Annotated in this window: 24 protein-coding genes and 1 pseudogene; 20 read left to right on the plus strand and 5 right to left on the minus strand. The window is 36.2% G+C overall.

Going from position 1 to position 20202, the window contains the following annotated elements; genetic code table 11:
* The first annotated feature begins 2 nt into the window (after positions 1–2).
* The 12 genes from dltD (at position 3) to RT41_RS00060 (ending at position 10487) form a co-directional block, all read left to right on the plus strand.
* Positions 3–1208, plus strand: coding sequence for a D-alanyl-lipoteichoic acid biosynthesis protein DltD (gene dltD, locus RT41_RS00005; RefSeq protein ID WP_096816769.1), 1206 nt, complete (start codon positions 3–5; stop codon positions 1206–1208).
* 312 nt (positions 1209–1520) lie between these two features.
* Entirely contained in the window at positions 1521–2096 is a 576-nt protein-coding gene (locus tag RT41_RS00010) for a thymidine kinase (protein ID WP_054639070.1), read from the plus strand.
* Positions 2093–2557 carry a YcxB family protein gene (locus RT41_RS00015; RefSeq protein WP_054639069.1) on the plus strand — a complete coding sequence of 155 codons (465 nt, stop codon included), beginning with the start codon at positions 2093–2095 and terminating at the stop codon, positions 2555–2557. The genes RT41_RS00010 and RT41_RS00015 overlap by 4 nt, the downstream gene beginning before the upstream one ends.
* Before the next feature lie 80 nt (positions 2558–2637).
* Positions 2638–3711 (plus strand): peptide chain release factor 1, encoded by a 1074-nt coding sequence (prfA, locus tag RT41_RS00020; RefSeq protein ID WP_096816770.1) that lies wholly within the window; start codon positions 2638–2640, stop codon positions 3709–3711.
* A 69-nt stretch (positions 3712–3780) separates the two neighbouring features.
* Positions 3781–4041: a hypothetical protein gene (locus RT41_RS00025; protein ID WP_096816771.1), complete on the plus strand. Its 261-nt coding sequence runs from the start codon at positions 3781–3783 to the stop codon at positions 4039–4041.
* 60 nt (positions 4042–4101) lie between these two features.
* The gene (pulA, locus tag RT41_RS00030; protein ID WP_180752654.1) at positions 4102–6066 is read left to right on the plus strand and encodes a type I pullulanase; all 1965 of its coding nucleotides are present in this window, start codon (positions 4102–4104) and stop codon (positions 6064–6066) included.
* Positions 6067–6096: 30 nt separating this feature from the next.
* The gene (prmC, locus tag RT41_RS00035; protein WP_096816773.1) at positions 6097–6975 is read left to right on the plus strand and encodes a peptide chain release factor N(5)-glutamine methyltransferase; all 879 of its coding nucleotides are present in this window, start codon (positions 6097–6099) and stop codon (positions 6973–6975) included.
* Positions 6965–7423: a GNAT family N-acetyltransferase gene (locus RT41_RS00040; protein ID WP_245811544.1), complete on the plus strand. Its 459-nt coding sequence runs from the start codon at positions 6965–6967 to the stop codon at positions 7421–7423. The genes prmC and RT41_RS00040 overlap by 11 nt, the downstream gene beginning before the upstream one ends.
* 42 nt (positions 7424–7465) lie before the next feature.
* The gene (locus RT41_RS00045; protein WP_096816774.1) at positions 7466–7825 is read left to right on the plus strand and encodes a hypothetical protein; all 360 of its coding nucleotides are present in this window, start codon (positions 7466–7468) and stop codon (positions 7823–7825) included.
* Between the two features lie 4 nt (positions 7826–7829).
* Complete coding sequence (locus RT41_RS00050; RefSeq protein WP_096816775.1) at positions 7830–8432, plus strand: L-threonylcarbamoyladenylate synthase; 603 nt, start codon at positions 7830–7832, stop codon at positions 8430–8432.
* 82 nt (positions 8433–8514) lie between these two features.
* Positions 8515–9762, plus strand: a complete 1248-nt coding sequence (glyA, locus tag RT41_RS00055) for a serine hydroxymethyltransferase (RefSeq protein WP_054639065.1) — start codon at positions 8515–8517, stop codon at positions 9760–9762.
* A 122-nt stretch (positions 9763–9884) separates the two neighbouring features.
* A complete protein-coding gene (locus RT41_RS00060) occupies positions 9885–10487 on the plus strand; it encodes a lysozyme family protein (protein WP_096816776.1) in 603 nt (200 codons plus the stop codon).
* Between the two features lie 53 nt (positions 10488–10540).
* Here the strand turns inward: RT41_RS00060 and RT41_RS00065 are convergent, their stop codons facing one another.
* Entirely contained in the window at positions 10541–10834 is a 294-nt protein-coding gene (locus tag RT41_RS00065) for an acylphosphatase (RefSeq protein WP_054639064.1), read from the minus strand.
* A gap of 387 nt (positions 10835–11221) precedes the next feature.
* Between RT41_RS00065 and RT41_RS00070 the strand changes: the two genes are divergently transcribed.
* Positions 11222–11959: a TrmH family RNA methyltransferase gene (locus tag RT41_RS00070; RefSeq protein ID WP_096816777.1), complete on the plus strand. Its 738-nt coding sequence runs from the start codon at positions 11222–11224 to the stop codon at positions 11957–11959.
* An 86-nt stretch (positions 11960–12045) separates the two neighbouring features.
* The gene (locus tag RT41_RS00075; protein WP_054639063.1) at positions 12046–12384 is read left to right on the plus strand and encodes a hypothetical protein; all 339 of its coding nucleotides are present in this window, start codon (positions 12046–12048) and stop codon (positions 12382–12384) included.
* A 23-nt stretch (positions 12385–12407) separates the two neighbouring features.
* Here the strand turns inward: RT41_RS00075 and RT41_RS00080 are convergent.
* Positions 12408–13934: pseudogene (locus RT41_RS00080) on the minus strand (MDR family MFS transporter).
* A 155-nt stretch (positions 13935–14089) separates the two neighbouring features.
* Here RT41_RS00080 and RT41_RS00085 point away from each other — a divergent pair.
* Positions 14090–14689, plus strand: a complete 600-nt coding sequence (locus RT41_RS00085; RefSeq protein WP_096816778.1) for a TetR/AcrR family transcriptional regulator — start codon at positions 14090–14092, stop codon at positions 14687–14689.
* 42 nt (positions 14690–14731) lie between these two features.
* Here the strand turns inward: RT41_RS00085 and RT41_RS00090 are convergent, their stop codons facing one another.
* Positions 14732–15178: a flavodoxin gene (locus RT41_RS00090; protein ID WP_054639062.1), complete on the minus strand. Its 447-nt coding sequence runs from the start codon at positions 15176–15178 to the stop codon at positions 14732–14734.
* Between the two features lie 369 nt (positions 15179–15547).
* On the opposite strand from RT41_RS00090, the gene RT41_RS00095 reads away from it, so the two are divergent.
* Both RT41_RS00095 and RT41_RS00100 read left to right on the plus strand, forming a co-directional pair.
* A complete protein-coding gene (locus RT41_RS00095) occupies positions 15548–16405 on the plus strand; it encodes a methionyl aminopeptidase (RefSeq protein WP_096816779.1) in 858 nt (285 codons plus the stop codon).
* 22 nt (positions 16406–16427) lie between these two features.
* Positions 16428–17327: a YihY/virulence factor BrkB family protein gene (locus RT41_RS00100; protein WP_096816780.1), complete on the plus strand. Its 900-nt coding sequence runs from the start codon at positions 16428–16430 to the stop codon at positions 17325–17327.
* A gap of 61 nt (positions 17328–17388) precedes the next feature.
* Here the strand turns inward: RT41_RS00100 and RT41_RS00105 are convergent, their stop codons facing one another.
* Both RT41_RS00105 and RT41_RS00110 read right to left on the minus strand, forming a co-directional pair.
* The gene (locus RT41_RS00105; protein ID WP_054639061.1) at positions 17389–17832 is read right to left on the minus strand and encodes a GtrA family protein; all 444 of its coding nucleotides are present in this window, start codon (positions 17830–17832) and stop codon (positions 17389–17391) included.
* A gap of 305 nt (positions 17833–18137) precedes the next feature.
* Complete coding sequence (locus RT41_RS00110) at positions 18138–18323, minus strand: CsbD family protein (protein ID WP_054639060.1); 186 nt, start codon at positions 18321–18323, stop codon at positions 18138–18140.
* Positions 18324–18507: 184 nt separating this feature from the next.
* Here RT41_RS00110 and RT41_RS00115 point away from each other — a divergent pair, with 184 nt between their 5' ends.
* The 3 genes from RT41_RS00115 (at position 18508) to hprK (ending at position 20158) form a co-directional block, all read left to right on the plus strand.
* Positions 18508–18864, plus strand: a complete 357-nt coding sequence (locus RT41_RS00115) for an iron-sulfur cluster biosynthesis family protein (RefSeq protein ID WP_096816781.1) — start codon at positions 18508–18510, stop codon at positions 18862–18864.
* Between the two features lie 154 nt (positions 18865–19018).
* Positions 19019–19198 (plus strand): DUF3272 family protein, encoded by a 180-nt coding sequence (locus RT41_RS00120; protein WP_054639058.1) that lies wholly within the window; start codon positions 19019–19021, stop codon positions 19196–19198.
* A 30-nt stretch (positions 19199–19228) separates the two neighbouring features.
* Positions 19229–20158: an HPr(Ser) kinase/phosphatase gene (hprK, locus tag RT41_RS00125; protein WP_054639057.1), complete on the plus strand. Its 930-nt coding sequence runs from the start codon at positions 19229–19231 to the stop codon at positions 20156–20158.
* The last annotated feature ends 44 nt before the right edge of the window (positions 20159–20202 follow it).

The following is a 20202-nucleotide window of genomic DNA, read 5'->3' on the forward strand; positions in this document are numbered from 1 at the left end:
TCTTGCTTATCTTTCTGCCTTTTAAAACAGGGAAAATCTATACAAAAGAAGAGTTACTTAATTATGCAAATTCACCAAAAAACATTTCTTCTTTTACGGGATATTCTGTTAAATCGGAGGCCTTTTCCGACCCAGAATTCTTGCCATTTTTTGGTTCATCAGAAATGGAACACGTTGATTCTTTTCATCCAGGGGCTTATTTTAGGAAGTATCATGCAGGCTTTACACCTTATTTCGTAGGACAGCCTGGAACAACATCATTGACACATTACTTTTATTTGAATTCAGTTTCCAACGAATTAAAAAATCGTAAAATTGTGTTCATTATTAGTCCTCAATGGTTTATTAGGTCAGGCATAAGTGATGGACGTTTTCAAACATTTGTATCAAAAGGGGAAATTTACCGTTGGATGCTACAAGCCAACCCAAACGATATAACGACAGTGCAATTGGCTGAACACATACAAGAGTTTAAGTCAATGGATTCAGAAAAAGTAATACTTTCAGGCTTAAAAGATCTGAGTGAAAAAAAATCAATCGGTTCTTGGAAACGTTTTTTGATGACAATGTCATTAAATTTGTGGAATAATGAAGATATATTATTTTCAAAAATTTCTCAAATAACGGAAAGCGGAACTAATTTGACCAATAGTTTTAATAACTTCTCTAAAATGCTTCCAAAAAAAGCTGTTCAAAGTCAACTTGATGAACTTGCCAATCAGCAAGGAAAGAAGAGTTCTTCAAATAACCCTTTTCAAATTAACAACAATGTATGGAATAGCAAATTGAAACATAAATATAAAAGTTATAAAAATTCAGAGCGTAAAGTGAGCTATATCAATAGCCCAGAGTACGCTGATTTTCAACAAGTTCTAAATCTATTTGCTAAAAACAAGAATGATGTGCTCTTTATTATTCAGCCTGTCAACGGTGCATGGTCCAATTATGTCGGGATTTCTGAAAAAACTATGCAAGATTTTAGTAACAAAATTCAATATCAGTTAAGTTCACAAGGTTTTAATAATATTGAAGACCTTACATCAATGTACAAGACACGTTATGCTTCAGGTGATACCATTCATTTTGGAACTAGAGGATGGTTGGAAGCAGATCAAGCCATTGAAAAATTTGTGAAACAAACAAATGCTTTAGATTATAAAATTAATAATCATAAATTTTTATCTCAAAAATGGAATATGAGTAATTAAAAAAGATATTAGTACACTATTTATCAATGAATAATTTAAAAAGGCATATATTATTCAAACAGTAAGCAAAAGTACGGCATATTGGATAATAATGTCATCAATGTTTTTAATGCGTCCGTGTGATTGCAGATTAAAGAAGAATGTGAGTTCTTCTTTTTTTCGTATTTAATTTGATAGAAAGCTAATTATAAGTCGACCCAAATTATGATATAATTTAGTTTATGTTGGATTGCAAATGGTTATCAATCCCATGAAAATGGAAAAGCAAGAGTATCTGCTCAGACTAGAGTAGAAAAAAGAACGGAGCATATTTTGGCACAGTTATATTTCAAGTTTGGGACGATGAATTCAGGTAAATCAATTGAAATTTTGAAGGTCGCTCACAATTATAAAGAGCAAGGTAAACCCATCCTTTTGATGACATCGAGTCTTGACACACGATCAGGTGTTGGAACAGTTGCAAGTCGAATCGGAATTGCTGAACAAGCTATCGCCATAAATGATCAAATGAATGTCTTTGATTACGTTGATCAATTGCCTGAAAAACCATTCTGTGTACTGATTGATGAAGCACAATTCTTAACGAAAAAAAATGTTTATGATTTCGCGAGAGTGGTAGATGTGCTGAATGTTCCTGTTATGGCTTTTGGGTTGAAAAATGACTTCCGCAATGAACTTTTTGAAGGCTCAAAATATTTATTATTGTTGGCTGACAAAATCGAAGAAATTAAAACGATTTGCTGGTATTGCAGTAAGAAAGCAACCATGGTCATCCGGACGATTGATGGAAAACCTGTATATGAAGGTGAACAATTACAAATTGGTGGAAATGAAACTTACATTCCAGTTTGTCGCAAACATTACTTTAATCCGGAGATAAATAAATGATAAATTTTAAATTTAGAGGAAAAGTCACGGCTGACGATTATTTGAAGATGGTTAGAAGGTTGACAAATTTTAGAAATTTAGTTTTCGAAATTGCAATCGTGCTGGTTGTGTTAATTGTTTATTATTTTATAAAAACACCATTAATGACTGTCCTTGCTTTTCTTGTTTTTGCAATCGCTATTTTAGTCTTGAACTACTTTGTCTTGGCACCCAAGAAATATCAAAGAATGTATGAACAAAATAACGAACTTCAAAGAGAACAGGTTTACGATTTTTATGACGGCATGACTTTTGCTCAGCCGATTGTGAAGGTTGTTTATTTTGACGACGCAGTCTATTTTTATTTCAGTAAAAATCAGGCGATGATTTTAAAAAAAGAATGGCTTGAAAAACCGGGATTATGGGATGCCTTTCAAGGTTTTGTGAAAATGCGAATCGATCCAACAAGTAAAAATAAGTAATTAGTTCAATTTCTTAGACTAATTTACCGTTTTTTAGTTATAAGATGTAATAATTAACAAATGAAAAGTGAGAAGTAGAGATGTTTGATCAGTTAGAATCAATGATTGGGCGATATGAAGAGTTAGGTGAGCTTTTATCTGACCCAGAAGTGGTCGCTAATACAAAAAGATTTATGGAATTGTCTCGTGAAGAAGCCAATCTGCGCGATACAGTTGCGACATATCAAGAATATAAAAAAGTTTTAGCCACGATTGAAGAAAGCGAAGAAATGCTTAATGAAGGTGGACTTGATGATGAAATGAAAGAGCTTTTCAAGGATGAATTGGCAGAAGGAAAAGCAAAAAAACCTGAACTTGAAGAAAAAATGAAGATTTTACTTTTGCCAAAAGATCCGAATGATGGCAAAAACATCATCCTAGAAGTTCGAGGTGCTGCTGGCGGAGATGAAGCTGCACTTTTTGCTGCTGATTTACTCAACATGTACCAACATTACTCTGAGAGTCAGGGGTGGAAATTTGAAGTCATGGAGGCGAACCAAACATCAATTGGTGGATTTAAAGAAGTTTCGGCCTTAATTTCTGGACAGAGTGTCTATTCAAAGTTGAAATATGAATCAGGAGCTCACCGGGTTCAACGTGTGCCTGTTACTGAAACCCAGGGGCGAGTTCACACTTCAACTGCCACAGTTCTAGTCATGCCAGAAGTTGAGGAATTTGATTATCAAATTGACCCCAATGAAATTCGGACAGACATTTACCACGCATCAGGCGCTGGTGGACAGAACGTCAATAAAGTGGCGACGGCAGTACGGATGGTGCATTTGCCAACAGGGATTAAAGTTGAAATGCAAGAAGAAAGAACGCAGCAGAAAAACCGTGATAAAGCCATTAAACTTCTGAATACGAAAGTCTTTGATTACTATCAACAAATTGAATTAGATAAGCAAAATACAGAGCGTAAGTCAACGGTTGGGACAGGAGATCGCTCAGAGCGAATCAGAACGTACAATTATCCTCAAAATCGTGTGACCGATCATCGGATTGGTCTAACGATACAAAAACTTGACCGAATTATTGCTGGAGACCTTGGCGAAATTATTGATAGTCTTATTATTTATGATCAGACAAAGAAATTAGAAGCGTTGAATCAATAAAAATAAGTGGCATGAATTGAGCTAAAAGTTGATTCAATTGAACGGAGCACGATTCACTAGGGGGAGTTTATGATGTGGGTGTTACATTGGATTGGTGGATTGCAAGTCGAACTGGTCAACAGTGGCTCGGATTCCTTACAAATTGAGAAAATTTATCGTTCAAGACATAATCTATCTAAATTAGAGTGGATTCAGTTCTTGCAATCAGAATTAACAGAAGCTAAAAAAGCGGAATTACTTGAGATTAAAGATCGAATTAAGTTGCAAGGGAGACCCTACAATCCTAAGCTTGATGAAGAGTATTGGAAAGTAAAAGTGTCTCAAAATTAAATTTTTCGATCCGTCTAAGACTTAAATGCGTTAAAAATGTGTGTCATTGAAAGTGAAAAAATGAAAAAAGTTAATTGGCAAAAATTTGATGAAAAATGGGCCTTTGCAGGTCAACTAGGCGCAATTTATAATAAAGAAGAGACAAAAATACGAGTTTGGGCGCCTCCTGCGCTTGAGACTGGTTTGGTTTCAGTCGAATTAATTTCTTATGGAAAAGATACGAATCCTGCATCTTCACCAGTCGAAAAATTACCAATGTCCCTAGGGAAAGTAGAAAATAAGAGCAATCACCGTGAAAATACGATAGGAGTCTGGGAAATTCAACTTCCTGGGGATCAAATTGGCCTTGTCTATACCTTTTTAGTGACCTACGAGGATGGACATCAGGTAGAAACCCAAGATCCTTACATGAGAGGTGGGATTGTTAATGGAAATCGGTCCGTGATTGTTGCACCTGATAAAAGAAGTTTTCATAAAACAAATGCGACTTGGCGCTTGAATCAAGCGACAGATGCTATTATTGAAGAAATTCATGTTCGTGATTTTAGTATCTCGGAAAGTTCTGGAATTTCAGCGCAAAACCGAGGTAAATATTTGGGCCTTGTAGAAGAAGGCAGTAAGAATTCATTCGGTGAAGCAACAGGGTTCGATTATTTGAAAGGGCTAGGAATTAATTGTGTTCAATTGATGCCGGTGTTTGATTTTGCAACGGTTGACGAGACAGGTGGTGCTCCTGTTTATAACTGGGGCTATGATCCTCAAAATTATAATCTACCAGAGGGGTCATATTCTACTGACGCAACCGACCCTAATTGCCGGATCATTGAACTTCAGTCGACCATTGAAAAATTTCATGAAGCTGGTCTCAATGTGATCATGGATGTGGTTTATAATCATATGTTTGACAGTTCCGATTCGCCATTTGAAAAATTAGTTCCTCAATATTATTTTAGACGAAGTCAGGCCATGGTTTCTGGAACACTGGATACGGCCGCTGAACGAGAGATGTTCTCACGTTTCGTACAAGATTCGGTTATTTATTGGACAGAAACTTATGGTTTCGATGGTTTTCGTTTTGATTTAATGAGTGGTCTTGATATAGCCACAATGAACAAAATTCGTGAGCAGTTGAATCAATTGGACAGTCGAATTTTGCTGTATGGTGAAGGTTGGAACATGCCAACGGCTTTGCCTGAGCATGACAAAGTGATTCAAAAAAACTTGGGTTTAGTAGCACCAATTGGTATGTTCAACGACGATTTACGCGATGCCATTAAGGGATCAAAGTTTGATGGGAAAACGTACGGTTTTGTAGATGGAATTGATGCATATCAGTCAAATCCACACCAATATCCACTAGAACAAACTTTAATGTCTGGTATAATGGGAAGTCGTAAGCTCTACCCAACTATGAAATACCCTGAACAGTCAATCAATTATGTGGAGGCGCATGATAATTACAATTTACGGGATCAACTTTTCATTAATCACCCACTTGATGATAAAGCGACTCATGTTAAGCGAATGAGCATAGCAATTTCTTTGATGATGTTATCAGCTGGAGTTCCTTTTATTGAGGTTGGACAGGCTTTTGGTCGGAGTAAACTGGTCGATTCTTCTGGTAGCGGTAAGTTTATTACAGCTGATTTTGTTGCCGCAGAAAATTCCTACCGAGCTGGTGATTTGGTTAACCAGATTGACTGGGATGTGATGCATGAAAATCTTGAATTATTAGATTTCGTTAGGAAGTTAATCACAATTCGCAATGAAAATCCGATTTTTAGATTGAATGATTTTAATCAAATTCAACAATCTGTTCATATTATTCAAGCAAAAAATGGAATTATTGATTATCAAATTGGAGATTTTAGATTGATTTACAATGCCTCTGCTCGTGATTATCGTGTTAGAGAACTGAATCAAGCAGAAATGATCCTTTCAAATGTGGCTGATCTTGTCATTACTGACAAGAATCAGCTCGTTCTTACTGACTTGTCGATGGTTATATTAAAAATAAAAGAATAAGAATGAATGAGCTAAACTTGGGAGAATTAAATGTTATGGATTGAAGTAATTAGGCAACTTTCAGCTCAACTGGCAGAACCCTTTGAATTAGAGTTTGTTGTTCGTGGGTTAGGACAATCGGGAAGATTTAAAGGGATACAGACCAATAAAGATCGGTTGACGATGGACAAATTAACCTGGTTAAATTTGATGCGTGAACCAATTGGAGATGAAGACATTGAAAGTTTGACTGAAATCGTTCAACAACTGAAAAAACAGGTTCCGCCACAATACATCGTCGGTTGGGCTGAATTTTGTGATTTGCAATTTAAAGTTGACGAACGGGTACTCATTCCACGGCAAGAGACAGAGGAACTGGTTCGACTTATCTTGGAAAACAAGGATTCTATAACATCAGAGATGACAGATAAGCCAGTTAGAGTACTAGATATCGGGACTGGTTCTGGCGCTATTGCCATTAGCCTGGCGAAGAAGCATCCAGATTGGCAAGTATCGGCTTCTGATTTGTCGCTTGATGCCTTAGAGTTGGCAAGAGAGAATGCGAAATTGAATGACGTGAACATCGATTTTTTCCAGTCAGATGTTTTTGATAAGATAGAGGGAAGATTTGATTTGATCGTTTCAAATCCGCCGTACATTGACTGGGCAGATCAAAATGAAGTGGATGATTCCGTTCGTGCCTACGAACCTGACTCTGCACTTTATGCTGACCATAAGGGCTATGCTATATATGAAAAGATAGCTCAAGAGGGACGAGATTATTTGACTCAAAATGGTCAAATTTATTTGGAAATTGGTTATAAACAAGGTGAAAATGTTAAAGCTTTGCTCGAAGCAAACTTTCCAGAAAAAGAAGTTAGAATTCATCAAGATTTCTTCGGAAAGGATCGCATGATTAATGTCCGTTGAAAAAATAATAATCAAAGAAGTGATGAAGAATAAAAGGGACTCTCTGCCAATTTTGTTAGTTGGGGACGAAGAAGAAACATCTATCATGGCTTACCTTGAATTGGGAAGATTATTTGTTTTAACAAAAGCGAACGTGACGATCGGAGCGCTTGTTATTACTAACAGCAGTGACGATAACCAAATTGAAATCGAGAATCTTTCTATTATTCCAGAATATCAAAAGCGTGGCTATGGCAAATATTTATTGCAATATATTTGTCAAAAATATTCGGGGAAAACAATCATTTTAGGAACTGACGAAGTGTCTGGTAATATTCAATTTTATCAACAAGCTGGTTTTGAAATTTATAAACGGCGAAAAAATTATTTTATTGAGCATTATAAGAGACCTTTGTACGAAAAAGGATTACAATTAATTGATAAGATTTATCTAAGAAAGAAATGTTAATGTCAATTAATTCTCATCTATTTAAATTAAAAAGGAAAAAAATTGAAAATAGAAAATAATTTTAAATTAATGTATGATGTTTTAACACGGGAACTTTCAGATGTTAAATCTGACCTTAGTGCAGGAAAACTCGAATCGGCGAAAGATAAATTTGACTTTGTCAAAAGCGAGACGAAAAGATGGGCAGATGAAATCAGAATTACTGACGGGTCCTATCAAGGAATAGCTAGAAAAATCTTTAAGCACCCCTATCAGGTGCCTGAAGATATTTTGCAACGGATTAATGTACTTTATGGTCAACTTAACAAAGTTGAAGGAGAACTTACAAAAAAATTGGAAAAAAGTCGTAATCTTCAAGCAAGAGCCAATGCAAAAATAAAAAAGGAAAATAAGGAAGTATAATAAAGTGGAAACACAAGCAGCAATAAATGTATTAAAATCTGGTGAACTCGCAATATTACCAACAGAAACGGTTTATGGCCTATTTGCAGATGCAACGAATGAAGCAGCAGTAAAAAAATTGTACGCTGTTAAAGGGCGACCAACTGAAAAAGCGCTTAATATGAATGTTTCAAGTTTAGAGACCATATTGAAATACTCAAAAAATCAACCAGCTTATTTAGAAACATTAGTGAAAGCTTTCTTGCCTGGACCCCTAACAATCATTTTAGAGGCTTCAGAAAATGTTCCAGAATGGATTCATATTGGCAAATCAACAGTCGGTTTTCGGATGCCATCCATCCCGGCTACCCAAGAAGTAATCCAAGGCTTATCTGTCCTTGTTGGACCATCAGCTAATTTAACAGGGGAACCAAGCCCTCGGTTTTTTGAAGATTTGTCGCCTGAAATTCTCGAAAATGCAAGCATCGCATTAAAAGATGATTCTGTCTATGGTCTTGACACAACAATCATTGATTTGACTGGCGAAAAAGCAAAAATTTTACGTCAAGGAGCAATTAAGTCGTCTGAAATCTTGGATGCAGTTCCTGAAATCGGAACTATTGAATAAAAAATGCGATTCACGTGACCGAAAAAGGACACAAAAAAAGTAGCATGGTATAATAGATTTACAAAACAAAGAGGAGTATCCCATGATTTTTGATAAAGAAAATTTTGAAGCATTTGATCCTGAACTCTGGAGCGCCATTCATGAAGAAGAAGAGCGCCAAGAAAAAAATATCGAGCTTATTGCATCCGAAAATATTGTTTCGAAGGCTGTTCTTGCAGCACAAGGTTCAGTATTGACCAATAAATATGCCGAAGGTTACCCCGCTAAACGTTATTATGGTGGAACAGAATTTGTTGATAAAGTCGAGAATTTAGCAATCGAACGGGCCAAAGAACTTTTTGGTGCGGGGTTTGCTAATGTTCAACCGCACTCAGGTTCGCAAGCAAATGCGGCGGCTTATATGGCCTTGATTGAACCAGGTGATACTGTAATGGGAATGGACTTAAACGCTGGTGGTCACTTGACTCATGGTGCGACGGTCAATTTTTCAGGTAAAACCTACAATTTTGTCCCTTATGGTGTGAATTCAGAAACGGAAATGCTTGATTATGATGCAATTATGATACAAGCAAAAGAAGTACAACCAAAACTGATTGTTGCTGGCGCATCAGCATATTCTCGAGTAATTGATTTTGCCAAATTCCGTGAAATCGCTGACAGTGTCAATGCTAAATTGATGGTTGACATGGCTCATATTGCTGGCTTAGTCGCAACAGAAGCTCATCCAAGTCCCATTCCATACGCTGATGTGGTTACAACAACAACTCATAAAACATTGCGTGGTCCACGTGGTGGAATGATTTTAACGAACGATGCAGTATTGGCTAAAAAAATAAATTCAGCAATTTTCCCAGGTTCACAAGGTGGTCCTTTAATGCATGTCATTGCTGGAAAAGCTGTTGCGCTGAAAGAAGCATTAGATCCTGAATTTAAAGTGTATATCGATCAGGTTGTTAAGAATACAGCTGTCATGTCGGATGAATTTATAAAAGCAGGGTTGCATGTCATTACTGGTGGTACGGATAATCATTTGCTCAACATGGAAGTTTTGCCATTGGGAATTAATGGTAAAGAAGCTCAAGATCTACTCGATACGGTGTATATCACATTGAATAAAGAAGCGATTCCTAATGAAACCTTGTCACCTTTCAAAACATCTGGTGTACGTATTGGTGCAGCGGCAATGACTTCACGTGGTTTCAAAGAAAATGAAGCACGTCAAGTCGCACAACTTGTAACAAAAGCATTGAAAAATCATGACAATCAAGTTTCGCTTGATGAGGTGAGAAAAGATGTACTTGACTTGACAAAGCGATTCCCGTTGTATTAAAATTAAGACAGCAAATAAAGGCGAATAAATTTTTTAATCAGATGATAGTATAAATCTCGAACGTTATGTATAAGTTTCCAATGGAAATATAAATACTATCAGAAAGAATCTAGGTAAGTGATATGTTAAAAAAATTCGTAAAATTAATCGTGCTTGTGCTCATTGTACTTGCCGGTTTTTACGTCTACCGCATCCATGAAAATGTAAAGCATGTGATGACTTACAAATCTGCTGTTGAGGCAAGTTTGAAGAAACAAGGGCTACAAGGGGATACAAACCTTGCTCTCGCGATAATTTATACTGAAACTAAAGGCAAAAGTACGGATATTATGCAGTCAAGTGAAAGTTTAACTGGTCAAAAAGATACGATTGGAACGGAATCCGAAAGTATTCAACAGGGACTTTTGAATTTGACCAAAGTATTGCAATATGCTGCCGATAAAAATGTGGATGTATGGGCGGGCGTTCAAGCCTATAATTATGGGAAGAATTACATCGATTACATTGCAGAAAATGGTGGAAAAAATACATTAACCCTTTCGAAATCTTATTCACGTGACGTTGTAGCACCCAGTTTAGGAAATTCTACTGGAGCAACATATTATCACATTACATTAGATTCGCTTTGGTATAATCAGGGCAAACTCTACGTCAATGGAGGTAATATGTTTTATGCGCGTGAAGTTCGAATGAATATGTATCTTTTGAGATATTTAAATTGGTAAAAAAAAACGACTAATTTGTACAGTATTCTGGACATTCTAGTCGTTTTTTGTGTTTAAAAAGGTTGATATGAAACGGAGAAATCCGAAAAATCTTTAAAGGCAGCTGGGGTTGACTCCAAGTATGTTACTTTTGCAAAAGGGCTTCGTTTTGGGCCTTGGCGAACTAACCACGTAAATTCTTGAAGCTTTTCAGAACTTTCTGATTGGGCAAAAATCCCGACAGTACCATCGTCATTATTCCATACCCGACCATTGATTTGTCCAACTTGACTGGCCACTGAAATCACAAAGTAACGAAATCCAACGCCTTGAACGCGCCCACTAACAATCATTTTAACTTTAATCAAAATATTCCTCCTTAAAGTAAGACTTAAATTACTGAAAAGAAAAGATACAAGGATAAGAATAAATCAATAGGCAAGATACTGATTTATTTCGACTTTCCCTAATTCTAATTTTAGGATTTCAGTGATGAAAAATCTAGTATTAGTTTGTGAATTTCCTTTGTAAGAAAACTCTTAAATAGCTTTTACTGATTGACCTTGAAATATTTCCATAAAATCTTATTTCTAAAATTATTGTATCATAATTCATGACCGATTAAGCCAGATTTTGAAGAAAGCTAGTTATTCGGGCACATTTGATGAATAAATTTAGCATAATTGTAATTTCACCATTGGATTCACGCCCTGTTTAATAGTAATTCTTTCAAAATTTTCTGCTATAATTGATGTATGGAAATTATCACGTCAAGAGAAAATAAAAAAATCAAAGAATCCAGAAAACTATTGAGTCGGAAGGCAAGAAAACAAACGGGCAAATATTTAATTGAAGGCTTTCATTTGCTGACTGAAGCAGTCAAGGCAGAAGTTGAAATTTTGGATGTCTTTGTCACAGCTGATAAGGTTGAAAAAATACCTGCAAGTGTAAAATATACCCTCGTATCAGATGAAGTTTTGAAAACTTTGACAGAGACCGGAAGCCCCCAAGGGTTAGTGGCAGTAGTCAAGCAATCTGAAAATATTAAAATTAGCTTTCAAAAAGTACTTGTTTTAGAAAATGTTCAAGATCCTGGAAATGTTGGGACGATGATTCGAACTGCAGATGCGGCTGGATATGATGCTGTCTTTACAAGTTCAGATACAGCTGATATCTATAGTCCAAAAGTAATGCGGTCAATGCAAGGAAGTAATTTTCATTTACCCATTTTTGATGGAATTGAGGCAGCTCTTTTATACGATGATTTAAAAACATCTGGTTTAGAAATATTAGTAACAACCTTATCAGACCAGTCTGTTTCCTACAAAAAAGTTCAATCAGAACGTTTTGCCTTGGTCATGGGCAATGAAGGAAACGGTGTCAGTGAAATGGCAATCGAAAAAGCAGACCAAATGGTTCACATTGACATGCCTGGGCAAGCTGAATCGCTGAATGTGGCTATTGCAGCAGGAATTCTCATGTTTACAATATGACAGGCAGTGACCGAAAAATAAACTAATCAGCTAAGTTTGATGCTTATCTTTAGTGATTTTCAAGGGTTTCCTTTTGGGAGGTTTGAATGGGCAGAATAAATATATCCCTTCGAGCAATTATTGATCGGCCGGTCGGCTACATTCATAATGGCACTGTGTATCAGCTGAATTATGGCTTTATTGAAGGCTTATTTGCTGGTGACGGGGAAGAGCAGGATGTCTACATTTTGTCACGAAAAGTGGAAAATCTGGTCCCTCTATCATCTTTTGAAGGCGTTTTGTATGCCATAATCCATCGACTTAATGATGTTGAAGATAAGTGGGGTTTGACAACGGACGCAGAAGACTTCACTAGTGAAGAAATTGCAAAGGCTACTTTCTTTCAAGAACAGTATTTTACGTCCAAAATAGAATTAATCAATTAAAAAACTGTCAGAAATGACAGTTTTTATTTCGTGTTTAACTTGCTACTTAAAAAGAAAGTTGGGAAAATAATCAGCACAAGCACAAAACAGCTGACTGCAAAGCCTGATTGATAAGCATGTAGGGTGACGATTTTACTTGCCTGTGCAAGCGCCCTGACTTTGATGGCAGTAAATGGGAGAGAATTCGTTGAAGTAGAGTTCATTAATTTGTTGAGGCTGTTTGTAACTTGTCCGGCAAGCTGACTTGTAATGACACTTGTCACCACAGCTGAAATAATCGCAGAGCCAAAACTGGATCCCAAATTTTGAATAATCCGATTTCCAACTGATGCTGCAGCTATATCTTTTGATTTCAGTCCAATAAAAATATCAGTCATCATTGGCATGATAAGCCCACCTACACCTATTCCTCTGACAAATAAAACAAGTCCTATCCAGTATAAATTTGTTGAATCACCAGCAATGACAAGAGGGAAAGTTCCCAATAATGTGATAAAAAGGCTGACAAGAACAACAGGGCGGGCACCGAATCGGTCAATGGCTTTTCCCAATAAAGGACGAGCGATAAGCATACCAATTCCTTGAGGAATCAACATGAGCGCTGCATCAATCGTCGATAAACTTCGTGTGTTTTGAAAAAAAAGTGGGAGTAAAAGCATAGGACCATTGGAGGCAATTCCGGCGAGAAAGACAGCAATATTTGCCGCAGTAAAATTTTTTACTTTAAAAAAATGGAGCGGTAGGACAGTTTCATTATCCTTCAAGTGATTATAAATTCCATAGATGATAAAGACCAATAATCCTAAACTGGAAAATAAAAGCATTGGGGAATTAAAAAAGTGGCTTGCATTATCTGATCCCTTCATCAACCCATAAATTAGGCCAGTTGACCCCAACGCCAATAAAAGTGTTCCAATCCAATCTAAGCGACTCTCTGGATTCATGGGATCAAAATCTTGAAGAAAAAACAGATTAAGTAAAACTGTAATAACCACGATGGGAATGTTGACAAAAAATATCCAGTGCCAATCAGCATATTGGACGAGAAGGCCACCTAAAACAGGTCCAATAATTGGTCCCAGAATTAATGGTGTGCTGACAACAGCAATGAGTTAACCCAACTTGTCTTTCGGGGCAATTTTCATTAATAAAGTCGACATCAAAAGCGTGACAAATCCTGCAGAGAATCCTTGGATTGCTCTGAAAAAAATAAAACTTTGGATGTTCCATGCTAAGCCTGAGAACATTGAGAAGAGACCAAAAGCGATTGTTGCAACTTGAAGCACAATTTTCCCATTAAAGTGATTGACGAAGAAGCCACAAACTGGTATTGCAACGGCGAGTGCAAGAACGTACCCCGTGATTGCCCATTGAATCATGTTTAAAGAAGTATTAAGGTCGATTTGTAGCTTATTGATTGCTATATTGACCATTGTTGAATCTAACATGGGTGCTAGTGCTCCAAAAGCAAGTACCCAGGCTGAACGAACAATATCCTGAGGTAGTTTCTCTGTTTTAATTTTTAATTTCTTCATTATTTCTTCTTTCATAAGATACGTTTTGTATCTTTATGGTGAAAATTATACACTTGATGATGAACGTTGTCAATAATAAAATACATTTTGTATCTAAAAAAATTGATTAAATCAAAAAAGCACGATATAATAATAGTAATTTGAATCAGTAACCTAAGAAAAGGGAAAATATGCCAAAACAAGAACGAAGAAGACGTGGTGAAGTACTTATTTCAGCCATATACGAGGCGACAATTGAAATTTTAGAGCAGAAGGGTTACGAGGCAGTCACTTTTCAAAATGTAGCACGTCAAGCCCACACTACTCGAAGCGTCATTTATCGTTATTGGGATGATCCCTTTCATCTGATTTACGAGGCATCTTTGCAGCATATGAAAAAAAATAGTAACTGGCAAGGGCCAATGATTGACCATGAATTCAATTCAGGTGCCTTAAGGACAGATTTATGGAATATGATGCAACAATTAAAAGAAAATGCCACCTTTTTTCCAAAGAATTTCTTGACTTTCCTACATTTTGAACAAATTCAAGGAAAACGAACGCTTGAACATTTGCTACCAGAAGTTCAACAATCAAATCTCATCATTATCGAACGAATTTTAGCTCGAGCCCAAGAAAGGGGAGAGGCACGAGAACATATTGGACAAACCGCTAAAATGTTACCTTTTCAAATTTCGAGATACCATTTGCTTGTTGATAATCAAATTATAAGTAATGACAATATAAAAAAGATTGTAGATGAAGTTCTTCTCCCACTTTATAAAAAATAAAAAAACAGGCAAAGCCTGTTTTTTTATTGGTAATCTTCGAAATTATAAATCAAAATGTGAGGCAAGTGTTTCAGCGAAAGTCTCAAGATTTTCCTCATCCTCATCCTCGGGTGCTAAATCAACACGTACGAGTTCGGCACCTTTAGTGGCACCTGTCAACAATAAGCGAGCCTCAAACATGTCAACACAAACGCAGAAATCATCATAGAATGTATCGCCAGAACCGAAGCAACCAAAAACCTTACCTGTTAAATCAATATCCTCTAAATCCTCATAAAGATCAACAATCTCATCTGGAAGTTCTCCATCATCATAAGTATAAGTGCCAATTGCAATTAAGTCGGCATCTTCAAGGTCAGATGCATCCACGGATGAGCATTCGTCACATTCAACTTCAAAACCGAGTTCTTCAAGTTTATCAGCTACAATATCCGCACAAGCCTCTGTATTACCAGTCATACTTGCATAAACAATTTTTGCTAAAGCCATAATTTTATCCTCTTATTAATTCATTTAATCGACTTATTGATCAGAATGATGTCTTAACCAAATTATACCAAGTTTTTCAAAAAAAATCACAAGATAACCAAGTCGAGTTGATAAAAATGAAGCCAGTAAGTGGTTGCAATTGATAAATAGAAAAAGTCTTCTGTTTTATGGTAAAATAAAGTGTATTTAAAAAAAATAAGTTTTGAAAAGGCCCATGATTTTTTGAAAATGACTTAGCAAGTATTTTCATAAATACTACTTGAATGAGTTGTAAACCCTATCTTCAATTAAAGTATGTGTCACTTCAGAAAATAAAATTTAGTCTGTTTTAAAACAGAGAAAAGAAATAAAAGAAAGAAGTAATTAATCTTGATTACACTTAAATCGGCTCGTGAAATCGAACAAATGCAACGCTCATGTGATATTTTAGCAGGAATTCATATTGGACTCCGCGACCTTATTAAACCAGGGATTGACATGTGGGAAATTGAAGAATATGTTCGGAAAGTTTGTAAAGAAAAAAACGTTATCCCAATGCAAATCGGTGTAGATGGTGCAATGATGGATTATCCATACGCAACTTGTTGTTGTTTAAATGATGAAGTTGCACATAGTTTTCCTCGTCATCAAACGTTGAAAGATGGAGACCTTATCAAAGTGGACATGGTTCTAGGACTTATCGAAGACGACTATGCTGACATGAAAAAAGTTGATTTTAACGACACAAAGAAAATGAAAGCGATCATGGAAGGGTTCCGTGGGGGAGTAGCTGATTCATGTTGGGCATATGCAGTTGGTGAAGCACCAAAAGAAGTCACAGACTTGATGGATGTGACACGTGAATGCCTTTACCGTGGGATTGAAGCGGCTCAAGTTGGGAATCGTATTGGTGATATTGGCGCGGCAATTCAAGAGTATGCTGAGGGACTTGGATACGGTGTTGTTCGTGACCTATGTGGACACGGCGTTGGTCCCACAATGCATGAAGAGCCTTTGATTCCTCACTTTGGTAAAGCTGGTCGTGGCCTTCGTTTGCGTGAAGGAATGGTCATCACTGTTGAACCAATGATTAATACTGGGACATGGCAAGTTGTCGAAGATGAAGAAACAGGCTGGGGATTTAAAACGCGCGATGGTGGCCTTTCTTGTCAATACGAACATCAATTTGTTATCACAAAAGATGGCCCTCGTATCCTAACTTCTCAAGGAGAAGAACGGACTTACTGATAATAAATAAGAGAGGGGAGCAATGAAAAAGTATCTTAAGCCTATTGGTCAGTGGTCAAACACTTTCCTAAAATTCTTTAAGAGTTCGGAAATGAGTCTATCTTCTATAGCCGTTGCATATTATCTCCTGCTTTCTCTTTTTCCAATGCTGTTGATCATCGGAAATGCACTTCCATTTTTTCACATTAATGTAGGAACTGTGTTAGATTTTCTTAGCCGAAATTTGCCGAAACAATTATATGATAGTCTGGCAACAATCATTGAAAATATCTTAAATAATCCGAATACAAGTTTGCTCTGGCTTTCCATTTTGGCAGGTTTATGGACATTTTCAAGAGCTTTAGCAGCTTTACAGATGTCAATGAATAAGTCTTATGAAGTATCCAATCATCGCGATTTTATTGTCAGCCGGATTGTTGGAATGGCTTCTGGGGTAGCTATCTTTCTCTTTCTTTATTTATCAATTGCCTTGTCAACCTTTGGTCAGATCATTTTAGAAAATGTCCACAGAACTTTTCCATTTGATGACGGTTTATATCAGACGTTGCATAATATGACACTCCCAGCAGTAGCAACGGCGACTTTTTTGAGTTTAATGTTGCTTTACTATCTATTGCCGAATGTTAAAATAAAAAAATTACGTTATACTTTACCTGGTACAATTTTTTCAACCTTAATTTTAGTCTTTTTTATAAATTTAATTGCAAAGTATGTCAATTTTGCACTTCGTCAAGTCAATGACTTTAAGGTGATTGGTTCGCTTGTAATTTTTGCTCTCATGATCTGGTTTATTTTTATTGCACGAATTCTGATTACAGGTTCAATTTTAAATGCAACCTATCAAAGCATGCGAGAAGGAAAAATTGAGACACGGCGTGGTGAAATTGTTGAAATCATTAAGGATATCCGAAAAGATAATTAATAGTCTTGCATTGCAAGGCTTTTTTTTTTTCAAAAAAAAAAAACGAACGATCACGTTCATTTTATTTTTTTCGAAAGACTAAAAATTTAGAGTAGAAATAATTGAGTAAGATGTTGAGAATTTGAATAAAAAGTGAGAAGACAAGCATGGTTTTATCAAAACTTAAATGGAACAAATTCATCAAAATACTTGGATGGACATCCCCAAACCACCACTTTAAAACAATTGCAAGGACCATAAAAATGACACGACCAGCAGCAAAATTTAGAAAATCAAGGAAGACGTGGTTGCTTTCATGCTCGAACACCCATTTTTTGTTGGTATAAAAGGCAAAAATTATTGAAACAATCTGACCAATTGCTTCGGAAATAGCTGCTTTTCCGGAGACGTTCTTGAGGATTGCCAGACTTCCATACATGAAAATGTAATAAACAAGCGTTGTAAGAACACCAAATACAAGGTACTTAAAAGCCTCTGTTTCGGTGAAGGATCTGATTCTTTTCATGAGGTTATTATACTCTTTCTTCAGACGAGATGTCAATGATATGCACGATTTCTCAAATCTATTTTATAAATAAAAAAGACCACCAAAGAAATCGTAGCAATCTAATTTAAAATAATGGGGTATAAGATTATTAAAAAGATTCACTTTTTACCAGCTTTCCAGATGGCAAATAACATCAGAAAACCCATTAACAGAACGATGACAATTATTATAGCAACACAAAGCTGTAACATACAAACCTCCATGTAGAAACAAAAAGAGTGTACCATCGAAAGTACACTCAGGAAAATTTAAAAAACTGATAACTAGTTTTTGTGGAATGCACCTTTCACTTTATCTGCTACATCGTCAAAAGCTTCTTTTGCTTTTCCTTTTGATTTTTCAAGCGTGCCTTCTGCCTCGGTTTTTTTGTTACCAGTTAATTGACCAGCTTTTTCTTTTACGGTCCCAGCAAGTTGGTCTTTCTTAGCGTCAAATTTGTTTTCCGACATAAACACCTCCTTTTGAAATAATTATAACACACCAAAAATATTATGAATAATAAATAGTTTAAAAAAGAATTTCAATGATTTTATTTTTAATAATTGTAAAATATGAGACTACTATTAAAATTTAAGCCATTTATCGACATGGAAAAGTGATCTTGATGTAAAATAGAAGAATAAAGGAGAAAAAATGAAAATTACTTTTGATGACTACGTAATTGGAAAAATCAATGCATTAAATCTGACTGATTCGGATATTCTTGCATTAGACTATGATGATAGTTTGACACCACATGGTGAAGCTGATGCATGTGCGATTGTGACACAGATTCGGGTTGTTGCTCTGGCCAATAAAGCATTACTTCCAAAGGAATTTGATGGGGAAATCGAGTCTAATCGAGGGGTGATTTATGTCAAAAGTTTTGGGGAAACATTTTTAGATCCAGATATGAAAATCCGAAAAGCTGAAAGCGGTAATGTGATTGAAGTCATGGGAGATGGGGGGATTCTATCAAGCAATGCAGCAATTGTTGACTACCGCGAATAATCAATAAGTAAATCGAAAAGCATCGTAAGTAGACGATGTTTTTTTGGGCTTTTAAAATCTAAAAGCAAAATGCTGGGAATTAATGGCTCGAAAAAAAGGTCAAATCTATTGCTTTTGATTGACTTTTACGGTCGAAATGAGCTATTATAGACCTATGCCTAAACAAAGATTTTTATCATTTATAATTGGAACAGCAATCGAAGCACTCTTCTTTTCAATCTGTCTTTTTGGTGGAGATTGGCTTTTTGCCGGCTTTTTTGCTATCTTTTTGATCCGTCGTTTAACACTTTCATACAAATTAGATAAATTAGTCAAACAAAGCGGCATCATGTAATTACAAATCAAATAATATAGAGGAGAAAAAATGGGAGTTTCAGTCAAAGACTTAGTTAAAAAAGTACATTTCCATGTCGTCTATTCTACAGAAACAGCCTTCAATAAAGAGATTACAACGTCGGATATCATGCGACCAGGATTGGAAATGTCAGGTTATTTTGAGTATTTCACACCTGAACGGATCCAACTTTTTGGAATGAAAGAGTGGTCGTATATGATGAATGTCGTTGGGGATAATCGATACGATTTATTAAAAAAAATCATGACTGATGTTACTCCATGCGTAATCGTGGCGCGTAATCTTGAGATTCCTCAAGAAATGGTTGCCGCTGCTAAAAAACAAGACATTGTTCTCCTTCAATCAAAGGAATCAACGAGCCGTTTAAATTCTATTTTAACGACCTTTTTAGATGAAAAATTAGCCGAGAGAACAACGGTTCATGGTGTTCTCATGGACATTTTCGGTGTTGGTGTTTTGATCCAAGGGGCCAGCGGAATTGGTAAATCGGAAACTGGACTTGAGTTGGTTAAACGTGGACATCGGCTTGTGGCTGACGACCGTGTGGATATATACCAACGTGATGCTTTCACATTATCTGGGGAACCAGCTGAGATCTTACGTCACATGATTGAAATCCGTGGCGTCGGAATTATCGATGTGATGACTCTCTTCGGAGCTGGTGCTGTAAAGGATGAAACAGCAATCGACATGACCATTTTTCTTGAAAATTATGACAATAATAAGCAATTCGATCGCCTTGGTAATGGCACCGAGCCAATTAATTTGGCTGGTGTTGATCTGCCACAGGCAAAAATTCCAGTCAAAACTGGTCGGAATGTATCTGTAATTATTGAAGCTGCTGTGATGAATTTTAGAGCGAAACAAATGGGATTTGATGCAACTCAATCCTTTGAAGATCGTTTGACACATTTGATTGAAAAAAATAGTGAAGACTAATCTTCCTATTTTATCTATATTAATATCTTTTTCATATCGTTGAT

The organism is Lactococcus fujiensis JCM 16395 (assembly GCF_002441655.1).
In the GTDB taxonomy this organism is placed as follows: Bacteria; Bacillota; Bacilli; order Lactobacillales; family Streptococcaceae; genus Lactococcus; species Lactococcus fujiensis.

Excerpts from the sequence above, each read along its gene's own strand:
- RT41_RS00100 (WP_096816780.1), top strand. The coding sequence starts at position 16,428 with ATGAAAAAGTATCTTAAGCCTATTGGTCAGTGGTCAAACACTTTCCTA.
- RT41_RS00070 (WP_096816777.1), top strand. The coding sequence starts at position 11,222 with ATGGAAATTATCACGTCAAGAGAAAATAAAAAAATCAAAGAATCCAGA.
- prmC (WP_096816773.1), top strand. The coding sequence starts at position 6,097 with ATGTTATGGATTGAAGTAATTAGGCAACTTTCAGCTCAACTGGCAGAA.
- hprK (WP_054639057.1), top strand. The coding sequence starts at position 19,229 with ATGGGAGTTTCAGTCAAAGACTTAGTTAAAAAAGTACATTTCCATGTC.
- RT41_RS00115 (WP_096816781.1), top strand. The coding sequence starts at position 18,508 with ATGAAAATTACTTTTGATGACTACGTAATTGGAAAAATCAATGCATTA.
- RT41_RS00120 (WP_054639058.1), top strand. The coding sequence starts at position 19,019 with ATGCCTAAACAAAGATTTTTATCATTTATAATTGGAACAGCAATCGAA.
- RT41_RS00085 (WP_096816778.1), top strand. The coding sequence starts at position 14,090 with ATGCCAAAACAAGAACGAAGAAGACGTGGTGAAGTACTTATTTCAGCC.
- RT41_RS00110 (WP_054639060.1), bottom strand. The coding sequence starts at position 18,323 with ATGTCGGAAAACAAATTTGACGCTAAGAAAGACCAACTTGCTGGGACC.
- RT41_RS00040 (WP_245811544.1), top strand. The coding sequence starts at position 6,965 with ATGTCCGTTGAAAAAATAATAATCAAAGAAGTGATGAAGAATAAAAGG.
- RT41_RS00090 (WP_054639062.1), bottom strand. The coding sequence starts at position 15,178 with ATGGCTTTAGCAAAAATTGTTTATGCAAGTATGACTGGTAATACAGAG.
- RT41_RS00105 (WP_054639061.1), bottom strand. The coding sequence starts at position 17,832 with ATGAAAAGAATCAGATCCTTCACCGAAACAGAGGCTTTTAAGTACCTT.
- RT41_RS00060 (WP_096816776.1), top strand. The coding sequence starts at position 9,885 with ATGTTAAAAAAATTCGTAAAATTAATCGTGCTTGTGCTCATTGTACTT.
- RT41_RS00015 (WP_054639069.1), top strand. The coding sequence starts at position 2,093 with ATGATAAATTTTAAATTTAGAGGAAAAGTCACGGCTGACGATTATTTG.
- pulA (WP_180752654.1), top strand. The coding sequence starts at position 4,102 with ATGAAAAAAGTTAATTGGCAAAAATTTGATGAAAAATGGGCCTTTGCA.
- glyA (WP_054639065.1), top strand. The coding sequence starts at position 8,515 with ATGATTTTTGATAAAGAAAATTTTGAAGCATTTGATCCTGAACTCTGG.
- prfA (WP_096816770.1), top strand. The coding sequence starts at position 2,638 with ATGTTTGATCAGTTAGAATCAATGATTGGGCGATATGAAGAGTTAGGT.
- RT41_RS00025 (WP_096816771.1), top strand. The coding sequence starts at position 3,781 with ATGATGTGGGTGTTACATTGGATTGGTGGATTGCAAGTCGAACTGGTC.
- RT41_RS00075 (WP_054639063.1), top strand. The coding sequence starts at position 12,046 with ATGGGCAGAATAAATATATCCCTTCGAGCAATTATTGATCGGCCGGTC.